The organism is Actinokineospora xionganensis, assembly GCF_014323725.1.
In the GTDB taxonomy this organism is placed as follows: domain Bacteria; phylum Actinomycetota; class Actinomycetes; order Mycobacteriales; family Pseudonocardiaceae; genus Actinokineospora; species Actinokineospora xionganensis.
Window position 1 is genome coordinate 67,974 of the sequence record NZ_JABVED010000011.1, and the last position, 24,140, is coordinate 92,113.

General features: G+C 68.8%; 26 protein-coding genes and 1 pseudogene. 22 read left to right on the plus strand and 5 right to left on the minus strand.

Features of this window, described 5'->3' with window-relative positions:
• Positions 1 to 18: 18 nt before the first annotated feature.
• From GPZ80_RS19555 to GPZ80_RS19595, 9 genes and pseudogenes are all read left to right on the plus strand, one after another.
• Positions 19 to 316, plus strand: a pseudogene (locus tag GPZ80_RS19555) (DUF503 domain-containing protein).
• A 62-nt stretch (positions 317 to 378) separates the two neighbouring features.
• Positions 379 to 834 carry a 30S ribosome-binding factor RbfA gene (rbfA, locus tag GPZ80_RS19560; protein WP_187222087.1) on the plus strand — a complete coding sequence of 152 codons (456 nt, stop codon included), beginning with the start codon at positions 379 to 381 and terminating at the stop codon, positions 832 to 834.
• Positions 818 to 1,690 carry an alpha/beta hydrolase gene (locus GPZ80_RS19565; protein WP_187222088.1) on the plus strand — a complete coding sequence of 291 codons (873 nt, stop codon included), beginning with the start codon at positions 818 to 820 and terminating at the stop codon, positions 1,688 to 1,690. The genes rbfA and GPZ80_RS19565 overlap by 17 nt, the downstream gene beginning before the upstream one ends.
• 49 nt (positions 1,691 to 1,739) lie before the next feature.
• Positions 1,740 to 2,708: a DHH family phosphoesterase gene (locus GPZ80_RS19570; protein WP_187222090.1), complete on the plus strand. Its 969-nt coding sequence runs from the start codon at positions 1,740 to 1,742 to the stop codon at positions 2,706 to 2,708.
• 23 nt (positions 2,709 to 2,731) lie between these two features.
• Positions 2,732 to 3,196: a hypothetical protein gene (locus GPZ80_RS19575; protein ID WP_187222092.1), complete on the plus strand. Its 465-nt coding sequence runs from the start codon at positions 2,732 to 2,734 to the stop codon at positions 3,194 to 3,196.
• A gap of 291 nt (positions 3,197 to 3,487) precedes the next feature.
• Positions 3,488 to 4,894 carry an ABC transporter substrate-binding protein gene (locus tag GPZ80_RS19580; RefSeq protein WP_187222093.1) on the plus strand — a complete coding sequence of 469 codons (1,407 nt, stop codon included), beginning with the start codon at positions 3,488 to 3,490 and terminating at the stop codon, positions 4,892 to 4,894.
• Positions 4,891 to 5,805, plus strand: coding sequence for a carbohydrate ABC transporter permease (locus GPZ80_RS19585; protein ID WP_187222095.1), 915 nt, complete (start codon positions 4,891 to 4,893; stop codon positions 5,803 to 5,805). Before GPZ80_RS19580 ends, GPZ80_RS19585 begins: the two co-directional genes overlap by 4 nt.
• A gap of 13 nt (positions 5,806 to 5,818) precedes the next feature.
• On the plus strand, positions 5,819 to 6,745 hold the full coding sequence (locus tag GPZ80_RS19590; protein ID WP_312880445.1) for a carbohydrate ABC transporter permease: 927 nt from the start codon (positions 5,819 to 5,821) through the stop codon (positions 6,743 to 6,745).
• 18 nt (positions 6,746 to 6,763) lie between these two features.
• Positions 6,764 to 7,864, plus strand: a complete 1,101-nt coding sequence (locus GPZ80_RS19595; protein ID WP_187222096.1) for an ABC transporter ATP-binding protein — start codon at positions 6,764 to 6,766, stop codon at positions 7,862 to 7,864.
• A 352-nt stretch (positions 7,865 to 8,216) separates the two neighbouring features.
• Here GPZ80_RS19595 and GPZ80_RS19600 read toward each other — a convergent pair whose 3' ends face one another.
• Both GPZ80_RS19600 and GPZ80_RS19605 read right to left on the minus strand, forming a co-directional pair.
• A complete protein-coding gene (locus GPZ80_RS19600; protein ID WP_187222099.1) occupies positions 8,217 to 9,014 on the minus strand; it encodes a type I restriction enzyme HsdR N-terminal domain-containing protein in 798 nt (265 codons plus the stop codon).
• A 115-nt stretch (positions 9,015 to 9,129) separates the two neighbouring features.
• The gene (locus GPZ80_RS19605) at positions 9,130 to 9,645 is read right to left on the minus strand and encodes a CGNR zinc finger domain-containing protein (protein ID WP_187222101.1); all 516 of its coding nucleotides are present in this window, start codon (positions 9,643 to 9,645) and stop codon (positions 9,130 to 9,132) included.
• A gap of 64 nt (positions 9,646 to 9,709) precedes the next feature.
• On the opposite strand from GPZ80_RS19605, the gene GPZ80_RS19610 reads away from it, so the two are divergent.
• From GPZ80_RS19610 to GPZ80_RS19660, 11 genes are all read left to right on the plus strand, one after another.
• Positions 9,710 to 11,002: an MATE family efflux transporter gene (locus tag GPZ80_RS19610; RefSeq protein ID WP_187222103.1), complete on the plus strand. Its 1,293-nt coding sequence runs from the start codon at positions 9,710 to 9,712 to the stop codon at positions 11,000 to 11,002.
• Between the two features lie 95 nt (positions 11,003 to 11,097).
• Positions 11,098 to 12,426: an MFS transporter gene (locus GPZ80_RS19615; protein ID WP_187222105.1), complete on the plus strand. Its 1,329-nt coding sequence runs from the start codon at positions 11,098 to 11,100 to the stop codon at positions 12,424 to 12,426.
• Positions 12,427 to 12,437: 11 nt separating this feature from the next.
• Positions 12,438 to 13,346, plus strand: a complete 909-nt coding sequence (truB, locus tag GPZ80_RS19620; protein ID WP_187222107.1) for a tRNA pseudouridine(55) synthase TruB — start codon at positions 12,438 to 12,440, stop codon at positions 13,344 to 13,346.
• Positions 13,347 to 13,626: 280 nt separating this feature from the next.
• The gene (locus GPZ80_RS19625) at positions 13,627 to 14,577 is read left to right on the plus strand and encodes a bifunctional riboflavin kinase/FAD synthetase (RefSeq protein WP_187222109.1); all 951 of its coding nucleotides are present in this window, start codon (positions 13,627 to 13,629) and stop codon (positions 14,575 to 14,577) included.
• Between the two features lie 70 nt (positions 14,578 to 14,647).
• Complete coding sequence (locus tag GPZ80_RS19630) at positions 14,648 to 15,118, plus strand: XRE family transcriptional regulator (protein WP_187222112.1); 471 nt, start codon at positions 14,648 to 14,650, stop codon at positions 15,116 to 15,118.
• Positions 15,115 to 15,612 carry a 2'-5' RNA ligase family protein gene (locus tag GPZ80_RS19635; protein WP_187222114.1) on the plus strand — a complete coding sequence of 166 codons (498 nt, stop codon included), beginning with the start codon at positions 15,115 to 15,117 and terminating at the stop codon, positions 15,610 to 15,612. Before GPZ80_RS19630 ends, GPZ80_RS19635 begins: the two co-directional genes overlap by 4 nt.
• Before the next feature lie 106 nt (positions 15,613 to 15,718).
• Positions 15,719 to 15,988, plus strand: a complete 270-nt coding sequence (gene rpsO, locus GPZ80_RS19640) for a 30S ribosomal protein S15 (protein WP_091371089.1) — start codon at positions 15,719 to 15,721, stop codon at positions 15,986 to 15,988.
• Positions 15,989 to 16,244: 256 nt separating this feature from the next.
• Positions 16,245 to 18,506, plus strand: a complete 2,262-nt coding sequence (locus tag GPZ80_RS19645) for a polyribonucleotide nucleotidyltransferase (protein WP_187222116.1) — start codon at positions 16,245 to 16,247, stop codon at positions 18,504 to 18,506.
• A gap of 32 nt (positions 18,507 to 18,538) precedes the next feature.
• On the plus strand, positions 18,539 to 19,903 hold the full coding sequence (locus GPZ80_RS19650) for a M16 family metallopeptidase (protein WP_187222443.1): 1,365 nt from the start codon (positions 18,539 to 18,541) through the stop codon (positions 19,901 to 19,903).
• Positions 19,900 to 20,673 carry a 4-hydroxy-tetrahydrodipicolinate reductase gene (dapB, locus tag GPZ80_RS19655; protein ID WP_312880446.1) on the plus strand — a complete coding sequence of 258 codons (774 nt, stop codon included), beginning with the start codon at positions 19,900 to 19,902 and terminating at the stop codon, positions 20,671 to 20,673. The genes GPZ80_RS19650 and dapB overlap by 4 nt, the downstream gene beginning before the upstream one ends.
• Positions 20,674 to 20,675: 2 nt before the next feature.
• The gene (locus GPZ80_RS19660; RefSeq protein WP_187222118.1) at positions 20,676 to 21,113 is read left to right on the plus strand and encodes a tetratricopeptide repeat protein; all 438 of its coding nucleotides are present in this window, start codon (positions 20,676 to 20,678) and stop codon (positions 21,111 to 21,113) included.
• Positions 21,114 to 21,118: 5 nt separating this feature from the next.
• Here the strand turns inward: GPZ80_RS19660 and GPZ80_RS19665 are convergent, their stop codons facing one another.
• Positions 21,119 to 21,661, minus strand: coding sequence for a carboxymuconolactone decarboxylase family protein (locus tag GPZ80_RS19665; RefSeq protein WP_187222120.1), 543 nt, complete (start codon positions 21,659 to 21,661; stop codon positions 21,119 to 21,121).
• Between the two features lie 52 nt (positions 21,662 to 21,713).
• Positions 21,714 to 22,454, minus strand: coding sequence for a class I SAM-dependent methyltransferase (locus GPZ80_RS19670; RefSeq protein ID WP_187222122.1), 741 nt, complete (start codon positions 22,452 to 22,454; stop codon positions 21,714 to 21,716).
• Between the two features lie 110 nt (positions 22,455 to 22,564).
• Here GPZ80_RS19670 and GPZ80_RS19675 point away from each other — a divergent pair, with 110 nt between their 5' ends.
• Entirely contained in the window at positions 22,565 to 23,320 is a 756-nt protein-coding gene (locus tag GPZ80_RS19675) for a helix-turn-helix domain-containing protein (protein ID WP_187222124.1), read from the plus strand.
• A 99-nt stretch (positions 23,321 to 23,419) separates the two neighbouring features.
• Complete coding sequence (locus GPZ80_RS19680; protein ID WP_187222125.1) at positions 23,420 to 23,650, plus strand: DUF397 domain-containing protein; 231 nt, start codon at positions 23,420 to 23,422, stop codon at positions 23,648 to 23,650.
• Here the strand turns inward: GPZ80_RS19680 and GPZ80_RS19685 are convergent.
• The gene (locus tag GPZ80_RS19685) at positions 23,618 to 24,127 is read right to left on the minus strand and encodes a YqaA family protein (RefSeq protein WP_187222446.1); all 510 of its coding nucleotides are present in this window, start codon (positions 24,125 to 24,127) and stop codon (positions 23,618 to 23,620) included. The genes GPZ80_RS19680 and GPZ80_RS19685 overlap by 33 nt on opposite strands.
• Between the last annotated feature and the right edge of the window lie 13 nt (positions 24,128 to 24,140).

A 24,140-nucleotide genomic window follows, 5' to 3' on the forward strand; every position in this document is an offset into this window, starting at 1 on the left:
TCCCCTTGGTGATGCCTGTTGTACGTAGGTGCGCTCGAATTGGACGTGCTCCTCGGAGACGTCCACTCGCTCAAGCAGAAGCGTTCCGTGGTCAAACCCGTGGTCGCCGAGTTGCGGCGCCGGTTCGAGGTGTCCGCCGCCGAGGCGGGCCACCAGGACCTGCACCGCAGGGCGCTGGATCGGGGTGGCCGCGGTCGCCGCCGAAGCGTCGCACGTCCGCGATCTTCTCGACGCCTGCGAGCGTTTGGTCGCCGGGCGTCCGGAGTTGGAACTGCTGTCCGCCCGGCACCGTTTGCTGGGACCGGACGACGAATAGCAGAGATAGCCCAGCAGTTATCAGCACAGCCGAATGAAGTTCAAGCCGAAAGGGGGAGCGTCGTGGCCGACGCACCCCGCGCCCGCAAGCTAGCGAAGCGCATCTCCCAGATCGTGGCCTCCGCGTTGGAACACGAGGTCAAAGACCCGCGTCTGGCCCGGGTCACGATCACCGACACCAAAGTGACCGCCGACCTGCACGACGCGACGGTCTACTACACCGTGCTCGGCGACAAGCTCGACGTCGAGCCGGACCGCCAGGGCGCGGCTCAGGCACTCGAAAGCGCCAAGGGCGTGCTGCGCACGATGGTCGGTCAGGGCACAGGCGTCCGGTTCACCCCGACGCTGACGTTCGTGGCCGACACGGTGCCCGAGGACGCCAAGCACATCGACGACCTGCTCGCCCGCGCCCGCGCGGCCGACGCCGAGGTCGCCGCTATCGCCTCCGGCGCTTCACACGCCGGTGAGCCGGACCCGTACCGCGCCCCGCGCGAAGACGAGGATGACGAAGACGAGTGATGGGCAGGACCGTGCGCCGCTGAGCCGGCGCAGGGTGCTGGCCGCGTCGGCGGCGGGGCTGTGCTCCGCCGCCGGTCTCGCCGTCCTCGGAAGTCACCTGCTGCGGTCTGAGCCCGCTCCGGCCACGCCGCGCAGCCCGCTCCCCACTCCCAGCAGCACTGCTCTCGTTCAGTCGGTCACGTCCCAGGTGCTCGCCTCGGCGGCCCGGGGCCGTGACGTCGAACTGATCGTCATGCGGCCCGAAAGTGTCCCCGGCCCCCTGCCCGTGTGCCTGGCCCTGCATGGCCGCGGCAGCTCGGCTCGGATGTTCGTCGATCTCGGAATCCCCGCCATGCTGACCAGAGCCGTCGCGGCGGGAGTGCCTGCCTTCGCCGTCGCCGCGGTCGACGGCGACAACTACTGGGTGCCCGCCGATCCCGCCGACGATCCGCGGCGGATGCTGAACGACGAAGTCCCCGCCTGGCTGGAGGGCCAAGGGCTGCGGCCCGTTCCCGTGGCAGCGATGGGTATCTCGATGGGCGCGTACGGCGCCCTCAACTACGCGCGTGCCCACCCGTGCGCGGTCGCCGCGATCAGCCCCGCACTGTTCGGCTCGTGGTCCGAGGCGCGGGCCCGGAAGGTCTTCGCCGACCGCGCCCAGTGGGAGGCGACCGAACCCCTGCGCCACACCGCCGACCTCACCCCGGCCAGGGTCGGCGTCTGGTGCGGCACCGCCGACCCGTTCGCCGCGGTCGCGCGGGAGCTGATCGCGAAGGTCAAACCCGCCGAAGGCATGATGGGACCGGGCGCGCACGACGAGGCGTACTGGATGGGCGTGCTGCCCGAGGTGCTGCGGTTCGTGGGATCTCGGGTCTGACGACCATGTCGGAGTGGACGCGCCTGCCTCGGTGCGCGACTGTGGCGCCATGGGTTCCGACTACGCCGCCGCCGCCGACCTGCTGCGCGCCGCCACCGACGTCACGCTCCTCGGGCATGTGAACCCGGACGCCGACGCGCTGGGCAGCGCGCTTGGCCTCGCACTGGCGTTGAAGAAGCTCGGCAAGCGCACCCGCGTCTCCTTCGGCTCGCCGGACACCGTTCCCGAGGCGCTGCGGGGGCTCGACTCGGACGGTTTGCTCGTACCCGCCAGTGAGGTGCCCGCCGCGCCCGCGACCCTGGTCGTCCTCGACTGCGGCAGCGACCGCAGGCTTGGCCCGCTGATCGACCGCGTCACGACGACCCAGGCGGCGGGCGGCCGGGTGCTGGTGATCGACCACCACGTCGGCACCCCGCGCTTCGGCACCGACCACATTCTCGACGACACCGCCGTGGCCACCGCCGTGCTGGTGCTCGCCCTGCTCGACGAGCTCGAAGTGCCGCTGGATCCCGCCATCGCGACGTGCCTCTACGCGGGCGTCCTGACCGACACCGGCTTCTTCCGCCGCGCGACCGGTGCCACCCACCGCATCGCCGCCCGCCTCCTCGACGCCGGTGTCGATGCCGAGGGGCTGAGCAGGCGGTTCGACGAGCACCCGTTCGCCTGGCTCCGGATGCTCTCGACCGTGCTGGGCCGCGCGGAGCTGGTCCCGGAGGCGGCCGGTGGGCGCGGCCTGGTGCACACGGCGGTGCACCTGTCGGACATGGTCGGGGTGACGATGGACGACGTCGAGGGCGTGGTCGACCTGATCAGGTCCAGTTCCGAAGCCGAGGTCGCCGCCGTCGCCAAGGAACTGGAGCCGGGCGTCTGGACGGTGTCGCTGCGCGCGGTCGGCGACTTCGACGTCCGCGCGGTCGCCGTGTCCCTGGGCGGCGGCGGACACCGGCGCGCGGCCGGGTTCACCGCGCACGGTGCGGCTGACGAGGTTTTGGCTTCGATCAAGAAGGCCCTCGGCTGACCGGACCGGGTACCGTGCGCTGCGTGTCGACACTTCACCGACTGGCATCGGTCCTCTTCGTGGCCTGCGCGCTGACCGCGTGCGGCACTGACGACCCAGCACCCGCGCCCACCGCTCCACCCACGAAGGCGAGCGTCGTGGGCACCGCCCCGCAGGAGTCCCCGGAGAAGCTCTTCGCCGAGTACGTGACCCGGCTGAGCAAGGTGGACGGCCCGGGCACGTGCGCGCTGTTCACCGAGGGCGGCGTGATCGCCTTCGAGGACGAGTGGCAGGAGACGCCCTGCGACCTCGTCGTCACGAAGGCCGCGGGCCGGATCAAGGACCTGTCCGCCTTCGGCGCCAAGACCACGCCGAAGTCAGTGCTCAAGGACAGCGACACGGTCGTGGAACTGAGTGCCTGCGACGTCGGCGGCATGAAGGCCCTCAAGTCCGACAAGGGCTGGCTCATCGACGCCTACCGCGGCCCCTCCTCCGTCGACGGCTGCTGACCCAACACGGTCGCGAGTCCAACCTTCAAAACAACGAGTCCAACGTTCAGAACATCCCGCTTCCAACCTCACGTGACGTGAGGCGGAAGTTCGATGTTCTGAACGTTGGACTCGTTGTTTTGAAGGTTGGACTCGCGACCGTGTTGGGGGTGTGACCGGCCAAGATCCGGTCGAATCGTGTCCGCCGGGGGGTGACATGGCGCACCTGAATGGTATATACCAATCTGGTGCCAGGCGCCCTGCTCGCATCTTGGGGCCTGCTCGTGCCGACTGAAGATCTGGATGGTGACCATGCGTTCGACCAATGGGCTGGTTCTCGCCGCCGCGCTTTCCCTCGCGTTGACGGGCTGTGGCGGCGGGACCGACGCGGGCGGGGGCGGCGCCGCGCCGCTGACGTTGCCCGGTGTCGATGAGTACCTGAACGCGCCGTGTCCCGAGGTGGGGACGAAACCCGCCACCGACAAGGAGTTCACCTACTGGTCGATGTGGACCGCCGACGAGCCGCAGGGCAAGGTGCTCGGCAAGGCCATCAAGTGCTTCACCGAGAAGACCGGCGTCAAGGTCAACGTGCAGTGGCTGGGCCGCAAGCTGCTCACCCAGAACGTCGCGCCCGCCCTGAACACCGACACCGTGCCCGACCTGTTCGACCAGGACATCAGCCAGGTCAAGGCCGCCATCGTGGCGCCGGGCGGCACGCAGCCGGTCGACGACGTGCTCGACTACAAGATCGGTGAGGGCGACAAGACCGTCCGGGACGTGCTCCCCAAGTCGTCCTACGACATCCCCCAGAACAAGGACGCGAACGGCAAGATCTTCGAGATCCCGTACGAGCTGCTGGGCAACGCCTGGTGGTACGACAAGGCGAAGATCAAGGACTTCAAGGCCCCCGCCACCATGGCCGACCTGTTCGCCCTGTTCGACAAGGCGAAGTCCGACGGCATGGCCGCGGTCAGCCAGGACGGCGACATCAACTTCTACAACGCCTACTTCTTCACCCAGATCGCCGTGCGCTACCTCGGCGCGGGCGGGCTGGAGAAGGCCGCGCTCGACAAGTCCGGCGCCGCGTGGACTTCCGACCCGGGCCTGCTCAAGTCCGCCGAACTGGTGGAGAAGCTGGCCAAGGGCGGCTACTTCATCGACGGCTGGGACGCGGCGAAGTTCCCGCAGATCCAGCAGCGCTGGGCCGACGGCGACGCGGCGTACCTGTTCGTCGGCAGCTGGGGCCCGAGCGAGACCCGCGAGTACCTGAGCAAGCAGGGTGGCGACAAGGGAATCGAGTACGCCTCGTTCCAGTTCCCGCAGCCCGAGGGCGCCACGCACAAGGTCGTCGAGCAGCTGCCGATCGGCTTCGCCGTGACGGCCAAGGCGAAGCACCCGGAGGCGGCCAAGGCGTTCATCGCCTACATGCTCAACAAGGACATCCTCTCGGGCATCCCCGCGGTCGCCGACAACCTGACCCCGCGCGCCGACCTCCCCGTGCCGGACTCACTCAAGGACGTCAAGGCCGCCCTTGAGGCCCCGGGCGTGGAGCACGCGATCTTCATGGACGCGCTCGACGGCCTGGCCGCGGGCAAGTGGGTCGACAACGTCTTCTACCCGCTCAACAACGACCTGCTCAAGGGCAAGATCACCGCGAAGCAGTTCATCGACGGCCTCGCGGCGAAGCAGGCTGAGTTCTGGAAGAGCACGAATTCATGACCGCTGCTCTAGGTGCGCACAAGGCCGGTCGACGGCGGCTGTTCCTGCCGTTCTTCCTGCCCGCCGTGTCGCTGTACGTGCTCTTCCTGCTGGTTCCGACCGTCGCGACGGTCGTGCTGGGCTTCACCTCGTGGGCCGGGGCGGGCGACACGCCCCGGTTCACCGGGTTGGCCAACTTCGGCGAGTTGCTGGCGTCGGACTCGTTCCGTTTCTCGTTCCTGAACACGCTGCTCTACATCGTGGTCGGCGGTGTCGGGACGTTCCTGCTGGCGTTCCTGTTCACGATGGTGCTGCGCGACATGCGCGGCGGCAAGACGGTCCGGGCGATCCTGTTCTTCCCCAACATCGTCGCCCCGGTGGCGCTGGGGATGTTCTTCGGGATCGTGCTGATCTTCCGCCCGAACCGGCAGGGGCTCGTCAACTTCGTGCTGGAGTCCTTCGGGATCGACGCGGTGAAGTTCCTGGCCCCGGAGAACGTGACCTGGGTCGTGACGGGCTGCCTGATCTGGGCGAGCGCGGGGTTCTACATCACGATCCTGATGGCAGCGGTTGACCGGATTCCGCCGTATCTCTATGAGGACGCGGACATCGCGGGCGCGTCGCCGTGGCAGAAGTTCCGCAACATCACGCTTCCGCTGACGTGGGACGTGATCGGGGTGGCCGGTGTGCTGTGGACGATCGGCGCGATCAAGATCTTCGAGTTGGTGTTCGTGCTCGCCGGGCCGGGCACCTACTCGCCGCCGATCCAGTCGTGGACGCTCGGTGTCTACGTCTTCGACCGCTCCTTCGGCACGGCGGGCTCGCCCGAGTACGGCATGGCGTGCGCGGCCGCGGTCGTGATGATCGCGCTCGTGTCCGTGCTCGTGGTCATGCTGCGCAGGATGATGAGGCGCGACAGTGTCCAGTTCTGAGAGGCAATCCACTGTGACCGTCACCGCTCCACGGGTCCCGAAGCCGACCGTGCCGCCGCGGGTCGCTCCCCGCAGGCCGCGTCCGGCGCCGGGCTCCCGCGGCCTGAGTCCGTTGCGGCTGCTGGGAATGGCGTTCGTCTGGCTGTTCACGGCGTTCAACATCCTGGTTCTCTACTGGCTGCTGACGGCCACGTTCAAGACACCGATCGAGATCTTCACCAAGCCGTTCGCCCTGCCGTACCAGTGGTTCGAGCGCGGCGACCCGTTCCGCAACATCATCTACGCCTGGAGCAACGCCGGTTTTGGCCGTGCGTTCCTGGTGACGGTGGTGCTGGTCGCGGTGTCGTCGGTGGCGATCGTTCTGGTCTCGGCCCCCGCCGCCTACGCGCTGACCCGCCTGGGCGTGCGGGGATCCAACGGGCTGACCAACTTCATCGCGATCGGGATGGGCATCCCGTTCCAGACCGTGGTGATCCCGCTGTTCATCGGGATGGCCAAGCTGAACCTGACGAACAGCCTGTTCGGCATGTTCCTGGTCTATGTGGCGCTGTCGATCCCGTTCACGGTGTTCCTGCTGACCGGGTTCTTCCGTTCCCTGCCCGACGAACTGGAGGAGGCGGCGTCCATCGACGGCGCGTCGCCGCTGCGCACGTTCTTCTCGATCATGCTGCCGCTCGCCCGCGGCGGCCTGATCACCGCGCTGATCCTCAACGCCATCGGACTGTGGAACGAGACCCTGCTCGCGTTGGTGTTTCTCAACGAGAACGCCAACTTCACCCTCGCCCGCGCGCTGTTCTCGTTCTACGGCGCCGCGAGCTACCAGTCGGAGTACGGCGGCCTGATCGCCGGTGTCGCGATCGTCGTGCTGCCGATGCTTGTGCTGTATGTGTTGCTGGCCCGCCGGATCATCACCGGCCTGACCCTCGGCGCCGGTAAATAGCGTCCACTAGGGAGAGAAATGGCAACGGTCACCTACGACTCCACCACGCGGTACTACGCGGGCAATCCGCAACCCGCGGTGGACAACCTCGACCTGGAGGTCGCCGACGGCGAGTTCCTCGTCCTGGTCGGCCCCTCGGGCTGCGGCAAGTCGACCACCCTGCGGATGCTCGCGGGCCTCGAAGGCGTGGACGGGGGAGCGATCCGCATCGGGTCGCGCGACGTCACGAACCTGCCGCCGAAGGACCGGGACATCGCGATGGTGTTCCAGAACTACGCGCTGTACCCACACATGACGGTGGCGGAGAACATCGGCTTCCACCTGAAGATCTCCAAGATGGCCAAGTCGGAGCGGGAGGAGCGCATCAAGGAGGCGGCCGAACTGCTCGACCTGACGCCGTACCTGGACCGCAAGCCCGCCAAGCTCTCGGGCGGCCAGCGCCAGCGGGTGGCCATGGGCCGGGCGATCGTGCGGCGCCCGCAGGTCTTCTGCATGGACGAGCCACTGTCCAACTTGGACGCGAAGCTGCGCGTGCAGACCCGCACCCAGATCGCCTCCCTGCAGCGCAGGCTGGGCGTGACGACGATCTACGTCACCCACGACCAGGTCGAGGCCATGACGATGGGCGACCGGGTCGCGGTGCTCAAGGACGGCGTGCTGCAGCAGTGCGACACGCCGGTCGGCCTCTTCGGCAGGCCCGCCAACCTGTTCGTCGCCGGCTTCATCGGCTCGCCCGCGATGAACCTGATCCCATCCACGGTCATCGGTGAGAGCGCCACCGTCGGCGGCAGGCCGATCCCGCTGACCCGGGCCCAGCGCGCGGAGCTGACGTCGGACAAGGTCGTCGTCGGCGTTCGCCCGGAGGGCTGGACCATCGTCGCCGAAGGCATCGACGCCACGGTGGACGTGGTGGAGGAACTGGGAAGCGACCAGTACCTGTACTGCTCGGCGACCACCCCGCAGATCGACCCGACGGACTCGCCGGACGCCCCGCACGCCATCACGGTGCGCACGCCCGGCATGTCCCCGTGGCGGCCGGGGGAGAAGCTGGCCCTCGCCCCGCACCCGGGCGCGGTCCACCTGTTCGACGCGGTGACCGGCGAGCGTCTGCCGGACTAGTCGCGTGCCGAGTCCCCGGTTCCGGTGCCCCGGAACCGGGGACTCGCGCGTTTCGACGACGCACCCGGAGAAGCTGGGACACCTTGGGCGGCAACCACCAGTTCCACTCGCCTACCGTGGCCACGGTCGCGGGCAGCAGCACCGACCGCGTCCAGGATGATGCCCAGCGCGATCCCGGTCGACAAGATCGCGACGTCGAGTCCGCCTCCCGCCGCCATCGACGCGGAGGCGAAGAACGGTTGCGGGCTTGCGGCGGAGCGGGCCTGGGGTTGTCCATTGTGGCCTCGGTCGTGGCCGCCCACGGCGGAAGGCCACGGTCGACAGCGGCTCGACTTTCGTGGTTCGGCTTCCGCTAGGAGATGTCCGCCCGTAGCACCTCACCGGCAAGGATCTTCGTGAGCTCCGCCGGGTCACAGTTGTGCCCGGTCTGCCGCCGAAGCTCCTTGCGCACCGCCTCCACCACGGGTTCGGAAAGGACGACGGCCGACAGCGACCGGGGTGAGGTGGCGGCTTTGGCCCGCCACAACTCATCCAGGTAGCGGCGCTTGATGGCCTCTTTGGAGATGGCAAAGAGGTGGTCGGACTTGACGGCCACGGTGTCGGGGCCCAGCAGGTCGACCTCCATGGCGAGGTCGAGCACGACCGGAAGGCCGCCGGTGAGATGCCAGACCTGCCAGACCTGTCCGTTGGTGAGGATCATCCACTCGACACCCTCGTTCACGGCGTACATCTGGACTTGCCGCAAATGCCGGGCGCCGAGCTTCTGCGTGCAGCGCTTGACCTCGATGAACGCCACGAGTTGCTTGTCGATGCGGATGCCGTAGTCGGCGAACTCGCCCTTCACCTGGTACTCGGTGGTCAGGTCCTCGTACTTGTCGAAGCCCAGGGCGTCGCAGAGGAAGTCGGTGATCAGCAGCCGAGTGTCGCCTTCGTTGGCGTCCCGCTCCACCAAGTCCTGCAGGGGCTTGTTGAACCGCCGGATCGCCAGGCGAACCCGCTCCCGCGCCGTGCTTTCCCACTTCGGCGCCGACCTCTTGATCGGCTGGCGCGGCATGGGGGCGGCAGGCGCGATGGGCGGAGCCGGTGCGATGGTCGCGTCGATCACGGCACCGTCCACTTCGGCGACGGGCCAGGTCGGGGCGGCGGTCACCGCGCGATCCATTTCGGAGACCGGCCAGGCTGGAGGGTGCTCATCCATCATCAAGGCTCCTCATGACGTCGTGTCACTAGGAGTCGCCGGCCGACCCGGTTTTGTAACAGGCGGGCTATCCGCGATGCCGTGAGCGGAACGCCGCCACGTGCACCCGATTCGCGCACCGAGGCGAGCAGAAGCGCTTTGCCTGGTTGGTGGAGCTGTCCAGGTAGTAGTTGCCGCAGCCCTCAGCCGCGCAGTGCCCCCACCGGCTCAGCGGGTGGCGCACGATCGCCTGCGCGAGTCCCCAAGCCGAAGCGGCGGCGACCTCGGTGGCGGGGGAGGCGTCCTGGTCGGCCACGTGGATGTGCCACCCGCCCGACCCGTGGCCGGAGACCCGAGGGCGCGGCGGGTGTTCGGCCAGCAGGCCGTTCACCGACGTCAGCACCGCCTCCCCGTCCCCGCGCACCGCCGCGTCCAGGGTCGCGCGGATGGTCGAGGCGACCACGCGTAGGGCGGTGACGTCCGTCGAGTCGGCCCGGGAGGACCACCAAGGCTCGTCGTGCAGTGCCGCGCGCAGTCCGGACAGGTCGCTGAGGTCGGCGTTGGCGAGCCGAAGGGCGACGTCTAGGTAATCAGCGTTGTCCACGGACGGTCCTTACGGCTACTGTCAGGTGCGAAACACGTTATCGCACCTTACCGGACGGTGGACCATGCGTGACCTGCGTCAAGTGCTGCGTCTCGCTGTCCCCGCGCTGCCGGTGCTCGCCGCCGAGCCGCTCTACCTGCTGGTCGACACGGCCGTCGTCGGCCATCTCGGGGCCAGGGAACTCGGCGCGCTCGGGATCGGGGCGATCGTCCTCGCCATCCTGTCCACCCAGTTGACCTTCCTGTCTTACGGCACCACCGCCCGCGCCGCCCGGCTCCACGGTGCGGGCCGACGCGCCGACGCGGTGGCCGAGGGGATCCAGGCGACCTGGCTGGCGCTCGCCCTCGGCGTCCTGATCGTCGGGGTCGGCCAGCTCCTCGCCGGTCCCATCGCCCGGGCGCTGGCCGGTCCGGGCGACCTCGCCGACGCGGCCACCGGCTGGCTGCGCATCGCCCTCCTCGGCGTCCCGATGATCCTGGTGACCCTCGCGGGCAACGGCTGGATGCGCGGCGTCCAGGACACCGGCCGACCTCTGCGCTACGTCCTCGCGGGCAACGCCACCTCCGCCTTCCTCTGCCCGTTCCTCGTCCACGGCCTCGACTGGGGCCTTGACGGCTCGGCCGTCGCCAATGTCGCCGGGCAGTTCCTGGCAGGCGCGCTGTTCCTGCGCGCGCTCCTGTCCGAACGAGTGGAACGCCGACCGCACCTCACGGTCATGCGCGCCCAACTGGTTCTCGGCCGCGACCTGATCCTGCGCAGCCTCGCCTTCCAGGCCTGCTTCGTCTCCGCCGCCGCGGTCGCGGCCCGGACCTCCGTCGGGGCCGTCGGCGCCCACCAGGTCGTGCTCCAGCTCTGGACTTTCCTCGCGCTGGTCCTGGACTCACTCGCCATCGCCGCGCAGTCGCTCGTCGGCGCGGCGCTGGGGGCCGGGGACGACAGCCGCGCGAAGGTGCTCGCCCGCAAGCTCACCGGCTACGGGCTCGCCTTCGGCTGCGCGCTCGGCGTCGTCTTCGCCGCCCTGGCCGGCGTGCTGCCCCGCGCGTTCACGACAGATCTCGTTGTCCTGCAGGAGATCCCGCGCGCCTGGTGGTTCTTCGTGGCGCTGCAGCCGGTGGCCGGGGTCGTGTTCGCGCTCGACGGTGTCCTCCTCGGCGCGGGTGACGCGCGCTTCCTGCGCACGGCCACGCTGGCTTCCGCGATCCTGGGATTCCTCCCGCTCGTCTGGATTTCCCACGCGCTGGGTTGGGGTCTGGTCGGCATCTGGACCGGTCTGAGTCTGTTCATGCTGATCCGCCTGGCCACGATCCTGGTGCGAATCCGGGCCGGCCGCTGGGCCGTCGTCGGAGCGTCCACTTAGGACTGTGACAGAGAACACGGTTAGCTAGGCTAACAATCTTTCTGTTCAGAAAGACACACTGGTAGAGACCATTTAGCGAAGACGGGAGAGCCGCCGTGTCGGGCACCACGCGCACCGCGCTGGTGATCTGGGCGACCGCGGCGACGGTCTACCTCCTGGCGGTGTTCAACCGCACCTCCCTCGGTGTGGCGGGCCTGCAAGCCGCCGAGCGCTTCGACATCGGACCGGCCGCCCTCGGCGTGTTCACCGTCCTGCAGATCGGCGTCTACGCCGCCATGCAGATCCCCACCGGCCTGCTCGTCGACCGCTTCGGCCCGCGCCGCACCCTGACCGCGGCGGCCGTCCTCATCGGACTCGGCCAACTCCTCTTCGCCCTCGCCCCGTCCTACGGCCTCGCCCTGTTCGCGCGCGGCGTGCTCGGCCTCGGCGACGCGATGACCTTCGTCAGCGTCCTGCGCCTCGTCGCCGCCTACTACCCGCCGCGCCGCTACGCCACGGTCACCGCCATCACCGCCGCCCTGGGCACCGTCGGCAACCTCGCCTCCACCGTCCCGCTCACCTTCGCCCTCGCACACGCGGGCTGGGTCTGGACTTTCGCCGTCACCGGCGGAGTCACCATGGCCTATGCCGCAATCGTGGCCTGGCGGGTGCGCGACACCCCCGAAGGCGCCCCGGTCCACCGGTCCACCGCGACGACCCTGTCCGAGGTGGTCGACCAGGTTCGGCACGCCTGGCAGACGCCCGGCACCCGGCTGGGGTTCTGGGTCCACTTCTCGACGATGTTCGCGCCCTCCGTGCTCGGTCTGCTCTGGGGCTTCCCGTACCTGGTCAAGGCGCAGGGCATGTCCGAGGCCGCCGCGGGCGCGGTGCTCAGCCTGCTCGTGGTGATGGCGGGCGTGACCGGCCCGGTCATCGGGGAGGTCACCGGCCGCAGGCCCGCGCTGCGCGTGCCGATCGTCGCGGCGTACATCGCCATCTCGGTGGGTGTGTGGGCGGTGCTGCTCGGGTGGCCCGGCGGGGTCGTCCCGGCGCCGCTGGTGACCGTCGCTTTCGGCTTCATCGCCATCGGCGGCCCGCTGTCGGGCGTCGGGTTCGCCCTCGCCCGCGACTACAACCCGATCGTGCGGGTCGGCACGGCCAGCGGGGTGGTCAACGTCGGCGGCTTCTTCGCGATCACCGTCACCACCCTCGCGATCGGACTGCTCCTCGGCGGCGATTCCAACCAGGCCGACGCGGCCGCGTTCCGGGTCGCTTTCCTTGCCATAGCGGTGATGTTGCTCTTCGGCGCGTGGCGCACCGGCGTCTGGTGGCGGCGCGCCCGGGCCGCCGTCCTGGCCGCGGACGCCCGTGGCGAATTGGTGCCAGTGGTGATTCGGCGTCGCTCCTGGGACATCCGGGCGCACACGGAATCAGCGTCGTCATAGGATTCCCGCTCGTGTCTCGCCCAAGTCAGCGCCAGCCCGTCGCCCCCGGTCTCCTCGTCGTCGACAAAGCACCCGGGATGACCTCGCACGACGTCGTCGCCCGAGTCCGCCGGATCATCGGCACCCGCAAGGTCGGCCACGCCGGCACCCTCGACCCGATGGCGACCGGTGTGCTGGTGCTGGGGGTCGAGCGGGCCACCAAGCTGCTCGGCCACCTCGCGCTCGACCGCAAGACGTACCTCGCCACCATCCGCCTCGGCGCGAGCACCACGACCGACGACGCCGAGGGCGAATTCCTCGGCGAACCCGACCCGGCGGCTTTGGCGGCGGTCACCGACGAGGCCATCACGGCGGGCATCGCCGCGCTGACCGGCGCCATCGAGCAGGTGCCCAGCTCGGTGAGCGCGGTCAAGATCGACGGCAAGCGCGCCTACGCCCGGGTCCGCGCGGGGGAGGACGTCCAGATCCCGGCCCGCCCGGTGACGGTGTTCCGCTTCGACCTGCTCGGCACCCAGCGGAGCGAGACGGGGATCGACCTGGACGTGATGGTCGACTGCTCGTCGGGCACCTATGTGCGGGCGCTGGCCCGAGACCTGGGCGCCGCCCTCGGCGTCGGCGGTCACCTCGCGGCGCTGCGCCGCACCCGGGTCGGCCCGTTCGACCTGCGCCTGGCCCGCACGCTGGAGCAGTTGGAGACCGACCCGGCCCTGTCTTTGGACATGGAGGGCGCCGTCGGCGCGGCCTTCCCCCGCCGCGACCTCGGCAAGGCCGAGACGACCGCCCTGGCCCACGGCCGCAAGCTCCCCGCGGCGGGCATCGAGGGCACCTACGGCATCTTCGACCCGGCAGGCAAAGCCGTGGCACTGGGTGTAGACGAAGGCACCACATCCCGCGCCCTGGTCGTCCTTAACGTCCCCTGATCTCCGGTCCACAGACCGAGCGGGTTATCCACAGGAAGATCGACAACACCCCGCCGCAGCCCCATCCCCGATAAACTGGACAAGGGCAGCCCCCCAGGGTGGGTGGGGGTCTGCGCGCGTGGACTGCGCGCGAAGAGATCGGGAGTGGGCGGCCCAAGTAGGCAGGTCAAGTCCTGCGGCGTGAATGTTGGACTCACTGTCGGGAACGTGCGACTCGCGAGTGGGCGGCGGTGGGGTGGGACACGGTGGCGCGGTTATCAAGAGCCACTAGGGTGGAACTGTGCAGCGATGGCGCGGACTTGAGGATCTTCCGAGCGGGTGGGGTCGCTGCGTGGCGACCATCGGTGTGTTCGACGGTGTGCACCGCGGACACCAGGAGCTGATCAGCCGGGCGGTCGAGATCGCCCACGACCGGGGTCTGCCGTGCGTCCTGGTGACGTTCGACCCTCATCCGTCCGAAGTGGTCCGCCCCGGCAGCCACCCCGCCCAGCTCACCACCCTGCGCCGCAAGGCCGAGTTGGTCGAGGGCCTCGGCGTCGACGCCCTGTGCGTCCTGCCCTTCACCTCAGAGCTGTCCAAGGTCACCGCCGAGGAGTTCGTGCACGAGGTGCTCGTCGAGCGCCTCCACATCGCCGCCGTCGTGGTGGGGGAGAACTTCACCTTCGGTAACCGCGCGCTCGGCAACGTCGAGTTGCTGACCAAGCTGGGCCACCGCTTCGGCTTCTCCACCGAGGGCGCCAAGCTGGTCACCGCCGACTCCAGCGGCGAGATCACCTTCTCCTCCACTTACATCCGCGCCTGCATCGACGCAGGCGACGTCCGGGCGGCGCAGGCCGCGCTGGGGCGTCCGCACCGGCTTGAGGGCATCGTGGTCCGGGGCGACGGCCGCGGCCACGAACTGGGCTTCCCCACGGCCAACCTGTCCACCCCACGCTTCGCCGCCGTGCCCGCCGACGGGGTCTACGCCTGCCAGTTCACCTTGCTCAACAGCGCCAACCGCGGCCCGCTCACGGCCGCCGTGTCCGTCGGCACCAACCCGACCTTCTCCGGCCGCGAGCGGCGGGTCGAGGCGTTCGTGCTCGACGTCGACGAGGACTTCTACGGGCAGCGGGTGGCGATCGACTTCGTCGAGCGGCTGCGCGCCATGGAGAAGTACCCGTCGTCGGAGGCCCTGGTCGAGCAGATGCACCTCGACGTCGCCCGCACCCGCGAGCTCCTTGACAACGAGTAACCGATTCGCCCACGAGCGTCGCGCGAGCCTGGCAAGATAACCGCAGGCAGACGTCAAGAGAGAGGCGAACGTGGAGGACCACAAGATCGTCCAGCGCAACATCGCGCTGCAGCGGGAGTGGTACGGCGAACCCCTGGGTGACCGTGTCCGCAGACTTGTGGTCGCCTTCGACGTCTCCCAGGCAGGCCTCGCCGACGTGCTGGGCATCAGCGCGCCGATGCTGAGCCAGGTCATGAGCGGCCGCCGCGCCAAGATCGGCAACCCCGCGGTCCTCGCGCGGCTGATCATGCTCGAACGCAAGATCCTCACGCCCGACGTCGCCTCCGGCCGCCGCGAGGCACTGCAGCGCGCGCTCGACGACGTCCGCTCCTCCAAGCCCGCCGTGACCAGGGACAACCTGCCCGTCGACGTCGGCCGCAGCGCGATCATGGCGTTGCGCAGGCTCATCCCGTCCGACCACCTCACCGAGGCCGCCGCGGCGCTCGACGGCCGGTTCCCCGAACTCGCCGAGCTGCTCCGGCACGCCGGAAAGCGAATATGACCAGGCTTTTCACCGCGTTCCCCCTGCCCGACCCGGTCGCCGACCATCTGGCCGACCACCTGCCAAAACTCCCGGCGGGCGTGAGATTTCCCGGCCGCGACACCTGGCACATCACCGTCGTCTTCCACGGCGAAGACGATCCGGACGCCCGTCTCGCCGCCCTCGCGGAAATCGACATGACACTGCCCGCCCCGCGCCTTAGGCTGCGCGGGTCGGGAACGTTCCCCGGAGTCGGCTGGATCGGAGTCCAGGCCGACGGCGCCCTCCCCGCGCTCGTCGCGGCGGCCGGTCGCGGCCCCGAGGAGTACATCCCGCACGTGACCATCGCCCGATGGCCCAAGGACCAGCAGGTCCAGTTGGGCCTCGACGACTACACGGGCCCCGAGTGGACCCCGAGTGAGCTCGTCCTCTTCACGAGCGAGCGTGGGCCGGTCTACACGCCGATCGGCCAGGCCAGGCTGCTCCACGCGGAGCAACCGAGGCCTACCTGCTAACCTTGGTGATTGGGTCCGGCTGCAGTCCGTGGCGGCCGGTACCGACTCACCCGAGTGAGAATTCCCAGCTCGGGCCACACGGGACAAAAGAACAAGGAGTTGACGAGTGGCTCTGTCCACCGACCAGAAGAAGACGATCCTCACCGAGTACGGCGTGCACGACTCGGACACCGGATCACCCGAGGCCCAGATCGCGCTGCTCACCAAGCGCATCAAGGACCTCACCGAACACCTCAAGATGCACAAGCACGACCACCACTCGCGTCGTGGTCTGCTGCTGCTCGTCGGCCGTCGCCGTCGGCTGCTCAACTACCTGACGAAGGTGGACATCGAGCGCTACCGGTCGCTGATCCAGCGACTCGGCCTGCGCCGATAGCTTGACCCTGGGGGGAGTGGCCATTCGGTCACTCCCCCCACCCAAAACTCAACAAAGACGCAGAACACAACAGAGCCAGCACGCCGCGCACCACGGGACCAAGTTCGCCGGTCCTCGGTAGTGGTTCCCGGGTACAGCCGACCGACACAGGGAGTGTCGTGTGGCCCCGAGGACTTCGATCGAAGACCGGCCTCGTCCGAACCGCGACCCCGTGCTCGGGTTGCGCGCTGGCTCGCATACGAGGAGTACCGAATACATGACTGAAAACACCGTGCACGAGTCGACTGCCGTCATCGATAACGGCAAGTACGGCACGCGCACCATCCGCTTCGAGACGGGCCGCCTGGCCCGACAGGCCGCGGGCAGTGTCGTGGCCTACCTCGACGAGGAGACCATGCTGCTGTCGGCGACGACCGCGTCGAAGCACCCGAAGGAGCACTTCGACTTCTTCCCGCTGACCGTGGACGTCGAAGAGCGCATGTACGCCGTGGGTCGCATCCCCGGCGCGTTCTTCCGCCGTGAGGGCCGTCCGTCCACCGACGCCGTCCTCACCTGCCGGCTCATCGACCGCCCGCTGCGCCCGTCGTTCGTCGACGGTCTCCGCAACGAGATCCAGGTCGTCATCACCGTCCAGTCGCTCAACCCGCAGGACCTCTACGACGTCGTGGCGATCAACGCCGCGTCCGCGTCCACCCAGCTCGCCGGGCTGCCCTTCTCGGGCCCCATCGGCGCCGTCCGGGTCGCGCTCGTCGGAGACCAGTGGATCGCGTTCCCGACCCACGAGCAGCTCAAGACCGCCGTGTTCGACATGGTCGTCGCGGGTCGCAGTGTGAATAAGGACGGCAACAACGGCTCTGCTGATGACATTGCGATCATGATGGTCGAGGCCGAGGCCACCGACAACGTGATCGACCTGATCGCCGAGGGCGGCACCGCCCCGACCGAAGAGGTCGTCGCGGCAGGCCTCGAGGCCTCCAAGCCGTTCATCAAGGTCCTGTGCGACGCGCAGGCCGAACTCGCCGCCAACGCCGCCAAGCCGACCGGTGAGTTCCCGACCTACCCGGCCTACCAGCCCGACGCGTACGACGCCGTCGCGGCGGCCGTCAGCGACGAGCTCGCGCAGGCGCTGACCATCGTCGGCAAGCAGGACCGCGAGTCCCGCATCGACGAGGTCAAGGCCCTGTGCCTGGAGAAGGTCGGCGCCGTCACCGGCGGTGCCTTCGAGGGTCGCGAGAAGGAGATCGGCGCGGCGTTCCGCTCGCTGAACAAGAAGCTGGTCCGCCAGCGCATCCTGCGCGACAACGTCCGCATCGACGGCCGCGGCCTGACCGACATCCGCGGCCTGTCCGCCGAGGTCGCGCTCATCCCGCGCGCCCACGGCTCGGCGCTGTTCGAGCGCGGCGAGACCCAGATCCTGGGTGTCACCACGCTGAACATGCTGCGCTTGGAGCAGCAGATCGACTCGCTGTCCCCCGAGACGCACAAGCGCTACATGCACCACTACAACTTCCCGCCGTTCTCCACCGGTGAGACCGGTCGCGTCGGTTCGCCGAAGCGCCGCGAGATCGGCCACGGCGCGCTGGCCGAGCGGGCGCTCATGCCCGTTCTCCCCAAGCGCGACGAGTTCCCCTACGCGATCCGCCAGGTCTCCGAGGCCCTGAGCTCCAACGGCTCGACCTCGATGGGCTCGGTCTGCGCGTCCACCCTGTCGCTGCTCAACGCCGGTGTGCCGCTGAAGGCCCCGGTCTCGGGTATCGCCATGGGCCTGGTGTCCGACGAGGTCGACGGTGAGACGCGCTACGTCGCGCTGACCGACATCCTCGGCGCCGAGGACGCCTTCGGCGACATGGACTTCAAGGTCGCGGGCACCAAGGAGTTCGTGACCGCGCTGCAGCTCGACACCAAGCTCGACGGCATCCCGTCGGACGTGCTGGCCAAGGCGCTCGACCAGGCCAAGGACGCCCGGTACACGATCCTGGAGGTCATGGCCGAGGCCATCGACGGCCCGGACGAGATGTCGCCGTACAGCCCGCGGGTCACCAGCGTGAAGATCCCGGTCGACAAGATCGGCGAGGTCATCGGCCCGAAGGGCAAGATGATCAACTCGATCACCGAGCAGACCGGCGCCGACATCTCCATCGAGGATGACGGCACGATCTACGTCGGTGCCGCGGACGGCCCGTCCGCCGAGGCGGCGATCGGCATGATCAACGCCATCGCGAACCCGCAGATGCCGAAGGTGGGCGAGCGGTTCCTGGGCACGGTGGTCAAGACCGCCGCGTTCGGCGCCTTCGTGTCCCTGCTCCCGGGCAAGGACGGTTTGGTCCACATCTCCAAGCTGGGCAACGGCAAGCGCATCAACAAGGTGGAGGATGTCGTCTCGGTGGGCGACAAGCTCCGCGTCGAGATCGCGGACATCGACCAGCGCGGCAAGATCAGCCTGATCGTCGTGGGTGACGACGCGGCTGAGGCCGCTCCCGCCACCGACGCTCCGGTCGAGGCGGCTCCCGCCCAGTGATCAAAGGTTCCACGGCGGCCGCGAGTGCTCTTCTGAGCGCTCGCGGCCGTTCCGCAAAGGTCCAAGGCCACCTGCAGAAGCCCGGCAGCACGGTCACCCTGGAGAACACCCCCGACGCCGAGGTCAAGCGCACGCTGCTGCCCGGCGGCCTGCGGGTGATCACCGAGCGGGTGCCCGGTCTGCGCAGCGCGTCGGTCGGCATCTGGGTGCAGGTCGGCTCGCGCGACGAGCCGAACGCTGTCGCGGGTGCCGCGCACTACCTGGAACACCTGCTGTTCAAGGGAACCGCGAAGCGCACGGCCCCGCAGATCGCCGAGGAGATCGACGCCGTCGGCGGCGAGCTCAACGCGTTCACCGCGAAAGAGCACACCTGCTACTACGCGCACGTCCTCGACGAGGACCTGCCGCTGGCCATGGACCTGGTGTCCGACGTCGTCTTCGACGCGTTGTGCACCGAGGCGGACGTGGAGACCGAACGGGGCGTCGTCCTCGAAGAGATCGCCATGCGCGACGACGACCCGGAAGACCTGCTGCACGACGCGTTCTGCAGCGCCCTGCTCGCCGACCACCCGCTGGGGCGGCCGGTGCTGGGCTCCGAGCAGTCGATCACGGGGATGACCCGCACGGCGCTCAACGGCTTCTACCGGCGTCGCTACACGATGCCGAAGATGGTGCTCGCGGTCGCGGGCAACGTCACCCACGCCCAGGTGCTTTCCTTGGTGCGCAAGGCTTTGCGCGAACGGCTGACCGGCGACAAGTCGCCGGTCGCCCCGCGCTCCGGCCGCGCGCGTATCGGCAACTCGTCGCGGCTGGTGCTGCACACCGACGACACCGAGCAGGTCCACATGATGCTCGGCGTGCGCGCGATCGACCGCCACGACGACCGTCGCTTCACCCTCAGCGTGCTCAACGCGGCGCTGGGTGGTGGCATGAGTTCGCGGCTGTTCCAGGAAGTCCGGGAGCGGCGCGGGCTGGCGTACCAGGTGTACTCGTCGGTGGCGTCCTATGCCGACACCGGCCACCTGTCCGTCTACACGGGATGCCAGCCCGAGCGGCTCGGCGAGGTCGCCAACGTCATCCGCGACGTGCTGGGCCAAGTCGCCAAGGACGGGTTCACCGACGAGGAAGTCGCCCGCGGCAAGGGGCAGCTCCGCGGCGGGATGGTCCTTGGGCTGGAAGACACCAGCTCGCGCATGTCGCGCATCGGCAAGGGTGAGTTGGCGTACGCCGATTACCTATCGGTCGAGCAGACGCTGGACCGCATCGCGGCGGTCACCGCCGAGGACGTGGCGAAGCTCGCCCGCGAACTGCTGACCCGGCCGCTCGCCGCGGCTGTCGTCGGCCCTTACGATCACGCCGACGACGTTCCGCTCGAGTTGCACGAGGTGAACAGGTGACGAAGTCCGTCAGGTCCGAAGACAACCCCATTCGCGTGGGTGTTCTCGGTGCGCGCGGCCGGATGGGCGCTGAAGTGTGCCGGGCCGTGGAAGCGGCCGGTGACATGGAAGTGGTCGCCATGGTCGACACCGGCGACTGGATGTTCGACATCGCCGACGCGGGGGCCGAGGTCGTCGTCGACTTCACCCACCCCGACGTGGTGATGGACAACCTGCGGTTCTGCATCGACCAGGACATCCGCGCCGTCGTCGGCACCAGCGGCTTCGGCGACGACAAGATCGCCACGATCAAGCAGTGGCTGGAGCCCAAGCCCGAACTCGGCGTGCTCATCGCCCCCAACTTCGCCCTCGGCGCCGTGCTGTCGATGCGCTTCGCCCAGCTCGCCGCGAAGTACTACGACACCGTCGAGATCATCGAACTGCACCACAACCGCAAGGCCGACGCCCCTTCCGGCACGGCCGCGCACACCGCCCGCCTGGTCGCGCAGGCGCGCGAGGCGGCGGGTATGAAGTCCATCCCGGACGCCACCACGCACGACCCGGACGGCGCCCGCGGCGCCCTGGTCGACGACATCCGCGTGCACTCCGTGCGCCTCGGCGGCCTTGTCGCCCACCAGGAAGTCCTCTTCGGCGGCGAAGGCGAGACGCTGACCATCAGGCACGACTCGCTCGACCGCAAGTCCTTCATGCCGGGCGTCCTGCACGGCGTAAGGGCCATCCTCGACCACTCGGGTCTCATCGTGGGCCTCGAGAACCTGCTCGACCTTTAGCCGTGTCCGCGCGCACGGTTTCCCTGATCCTGACCGCCGTCCTGGTCCTGTACTTCGTCCTGCTCGGCGGCCGGGCGGTGGCCCTCTTCCGCGACGGCTCACCCCTGGCCGTGGCCTTCGGCGTAGGCGTCCTACTCCTGCCCATCGTCGGTGCGTGGGTGGCATGGTCGACGATCCGGTTCGGCATGCGCACCTCGGAACTGGGCAAGCGTTTGCAGGCCGAAGACGGCCTCCCGGACACCTCAGACCTCCCCCGCATGCCCTCCGGCCGCGTCGACCGCGCCGCCGCGGACGCCTGGTTCGATGAGCGTCGCGCAGAGGTGGAGGCCTCCCCGGACGACTGGCGCTGCTGGTACCGCCTGGCGGTCGCCTACGACGTCGCCGGAGACCGCGCCCGGGCCCGGGAAACGATGCGCAAGGCCCTCGAACTGGCTCCCTGAGCAGGTCAGTTCGTGTAGCCGTGCTCGATGATCCGTCGCGCCGACTGGGCGTACCTCTCGGGGTCCGTGGGGGCCAGTGTGGCGAGGCCGTCGACGTAGCGGTTGTACATGCAGAAGGCCGCCGCGATCAGCACCGTGTCGTGGATCTCGATGTCGGTCGCGCCCTCGGTCCTCGCCGACTCGACATGGTCAGCCGTGACCTTGCGGCCCGTCTCCTGCACAGCACCGGCGATCCGCAGCAGGGCGCGCAGCTTCGCCGAGACCGGTGCCTCATCTAGGTTCGCCCGAACCTGGTCGACGAGCGCCATGCCCTCGTCGAGTTGGGCGGCGGCGAACGCGGAGTGCGAGTTGCGGCAGAAGTCGCACTCGTTGAGTCCCGAGACGTAGGCCGCGATCAGCTCACGCTCGCCCGCTGTCAGCGAGTGCGGTCCACGCAACAGGACTTCAGCCAACTCGTTGAGCGGCCTTGCTGTCTCTGGGCGGAACCGCATGGGTCCTGTGATGCCAGGGAACTGGGTCTCGTCGACCCCGAGATCGATGTGCGCCATGGTGATCACGCTAGTGGCCGGTGATGGGCTTGGGCAGTGTGCGATTCACGATCTAGAGATCGGCGATGAGGAGCCGGTAGCCCGCGTCGAGGGTGTCCAGGGCGAGCAGATCGGCGTGCTTGTCGTGCCAACGGCCGGTAGCGAGGTCCTCAGCCAGCCGAGCCAAGCCCGGCTGCAGCGCAGGTTCCCCAGTCTGCGCCAACATGGACATTCCGGCCCGCACCACCGGGTCGAGGTATGCCTCCGGCCTGCGCCAATAAGCGGCGCCAAACCCATCAGTGCAGTCGTGAGGCACCGGCACCGTTTCGATGCGGGCGCCGCCGAGCATGGTGGCCAGCTGGTTGATCGGTACCGCGCGTGCGTCGTCCAGTGGAATCGCCTCGGGCAGGTATTCGTCGAGCAGCCAGAACGCCCGGGTGACGGTCTGGTCCCAGGTGAGGATGACGACGCGCTCGCGGGCAATCCGGCGCAGTTCCGCGATTCCTGCGGCCAGGTCGGTCCAGTGGTGCACCGTCAGCAACGCCATCGCCGCGTCCGCCGAGTTGTCGGCGAGCGGGATGGACTCCGCGCATGCCCGCAGCACCGGAGCCGACCCCGTCGGCCGCTGCGAGATCATCACCGAACTCGGCTCGACGGCGAGAACCGTCTGCGGCGGCTCGTACGACCCGGTGCCCGCGCCCACGTTGATCACGGTGGCAGCGTCCCCCAGGGCTTGGTCGATCTGGGCACCGATACGTGGGTCGGGCTTGCGCGTGGTGGCGTAGCCGGCGCCGATGGTGTCGTAGGTCGTCACGGTCGAAGTATGTCTTGCGCGCGTTGCAAGCACGGCGCTTCAGTGATTCTTTCCGGTGGTACCAGCGGTTTCAGGGCCGTTTCGCCGGGTTGCGCCGCTAGCGTGCCCGTATGGATGCGACGGTGCGGAGCCGCGAACTGGGCGACGAGTTGAGGCGCGTGCGCATGGTCCGGGGGCTCAAAGCCGCCGAACTGGCGCACGCGATCGGCTGGTCGGAGACGAAGATCTCGCGGGTGGAGTCGGGGAAGACTTCGTGCAGTGAGGTGGAAGCGGCGATCTACCTCGCGTACTGCCGGGTGACGCCAAGGGAACTCGATCGGATCATCGCGCTGTGCGGCGGGGAGGACGAACACGGCTCCTTCCTCCGCCACCACGGCGAACGCCTACCCGACCAACTGCGAACCCTTGTCCTGCACGAAACCACCGCAGACCTGGTCGAACAGTTGGAGCTGAACCGAGTGCCTGGTCTGCTCCAGACCGAGGACTATGCCCGCGAGATCATCGGCGGTCCGGGACTTCTTCCCTCACCCGCGATCGAGCCCCGGGTGCGTGCGCGAATGGATCGACAGACGGTCATCCACCGATGGAACCCACCGGGTTTCACCTTCTACATCCACGAGGATGCCCTACGACTGCCGATTGGTGGCACGGCCGTGATGCATGAACAGATGCTGCAGCTGTTGTTCCTGGGGGAACTCCGCCATTGCGCGATCCAAATCATTCCGACAGCAGCCGGCGCGCATGCCGGCCTGGATGGGCCGTTCCGCATGATGCGGTACGAGGACCACTCGCCAGTCGTCTGTGTGGAGACCCAAAACCGCAGCTTGTTCATGGAAGCCCTCGGGATATCGCTACCTACCAGCTGATTCTTGGCAGGCTCGCGGATGTTGCTCTGTCTAGGGAACAATCGCGGTCGGTGCTTGCGGCACTCGCAAGCGACTACGACCGACCGGGAGCAGGCAGCCATGGGGACGGCTTGGCGCAAGAGCACCTTTAGTGGCACTAACGGCGACTGCGTGGAGGTCCGCTGGCGCAAGAGTTCCTACAGCGGCGACAACGGGGCTTGCGTCGAGGTCGATTTCAGGAAGTCCGTGGCCGTCAGGGATTCCAAGAACCCCGACGCGGGCAGGCTCGCCTTCACCCCGTCCGCGTGGGCGTTGCTGCTACAGGAACCAGCCGGCGAACATCGCCGGTGACGCCGCCAGCGCGCTGAACCGCACGAACCGGCCGACCAGGCCCACCGACACGAACGTGTGCAACGGCATCCGCACCAGCCCGGCCAGCACGGTCATCGCCATGTACGGCGGCAGCCCCACGACCGAACTCACCCCGTAGGTGCCGAACATCCAGTGCGGGTGCCGCTCACACCGTTCCTTGACGCCCTCCACCCAGCCGCGCACCCGTTTCGTGCGCAGCTGCCAGCGCAAACGGGTCGGCGTCATCGGCTTGGGCTTGCGGTGCAGGAACGCGGGCAGGTGGATCGACCCACGCCCGGCGTAGTAGTAGACAAGCTTCCCCGCGACCTGCGCGACGGCCACGACAGCGCCCAGCGCCACCCACGAGATCCCCGGCCGCTGCATCATCAACGCCAGGACAAACACCTCAACGCTCACAAAAGGGACAAGCGCCGACCCGAACGCGACGCCGAACGTCACGCAGAGCCAAGGCAGCACCAAGGAATGTCCC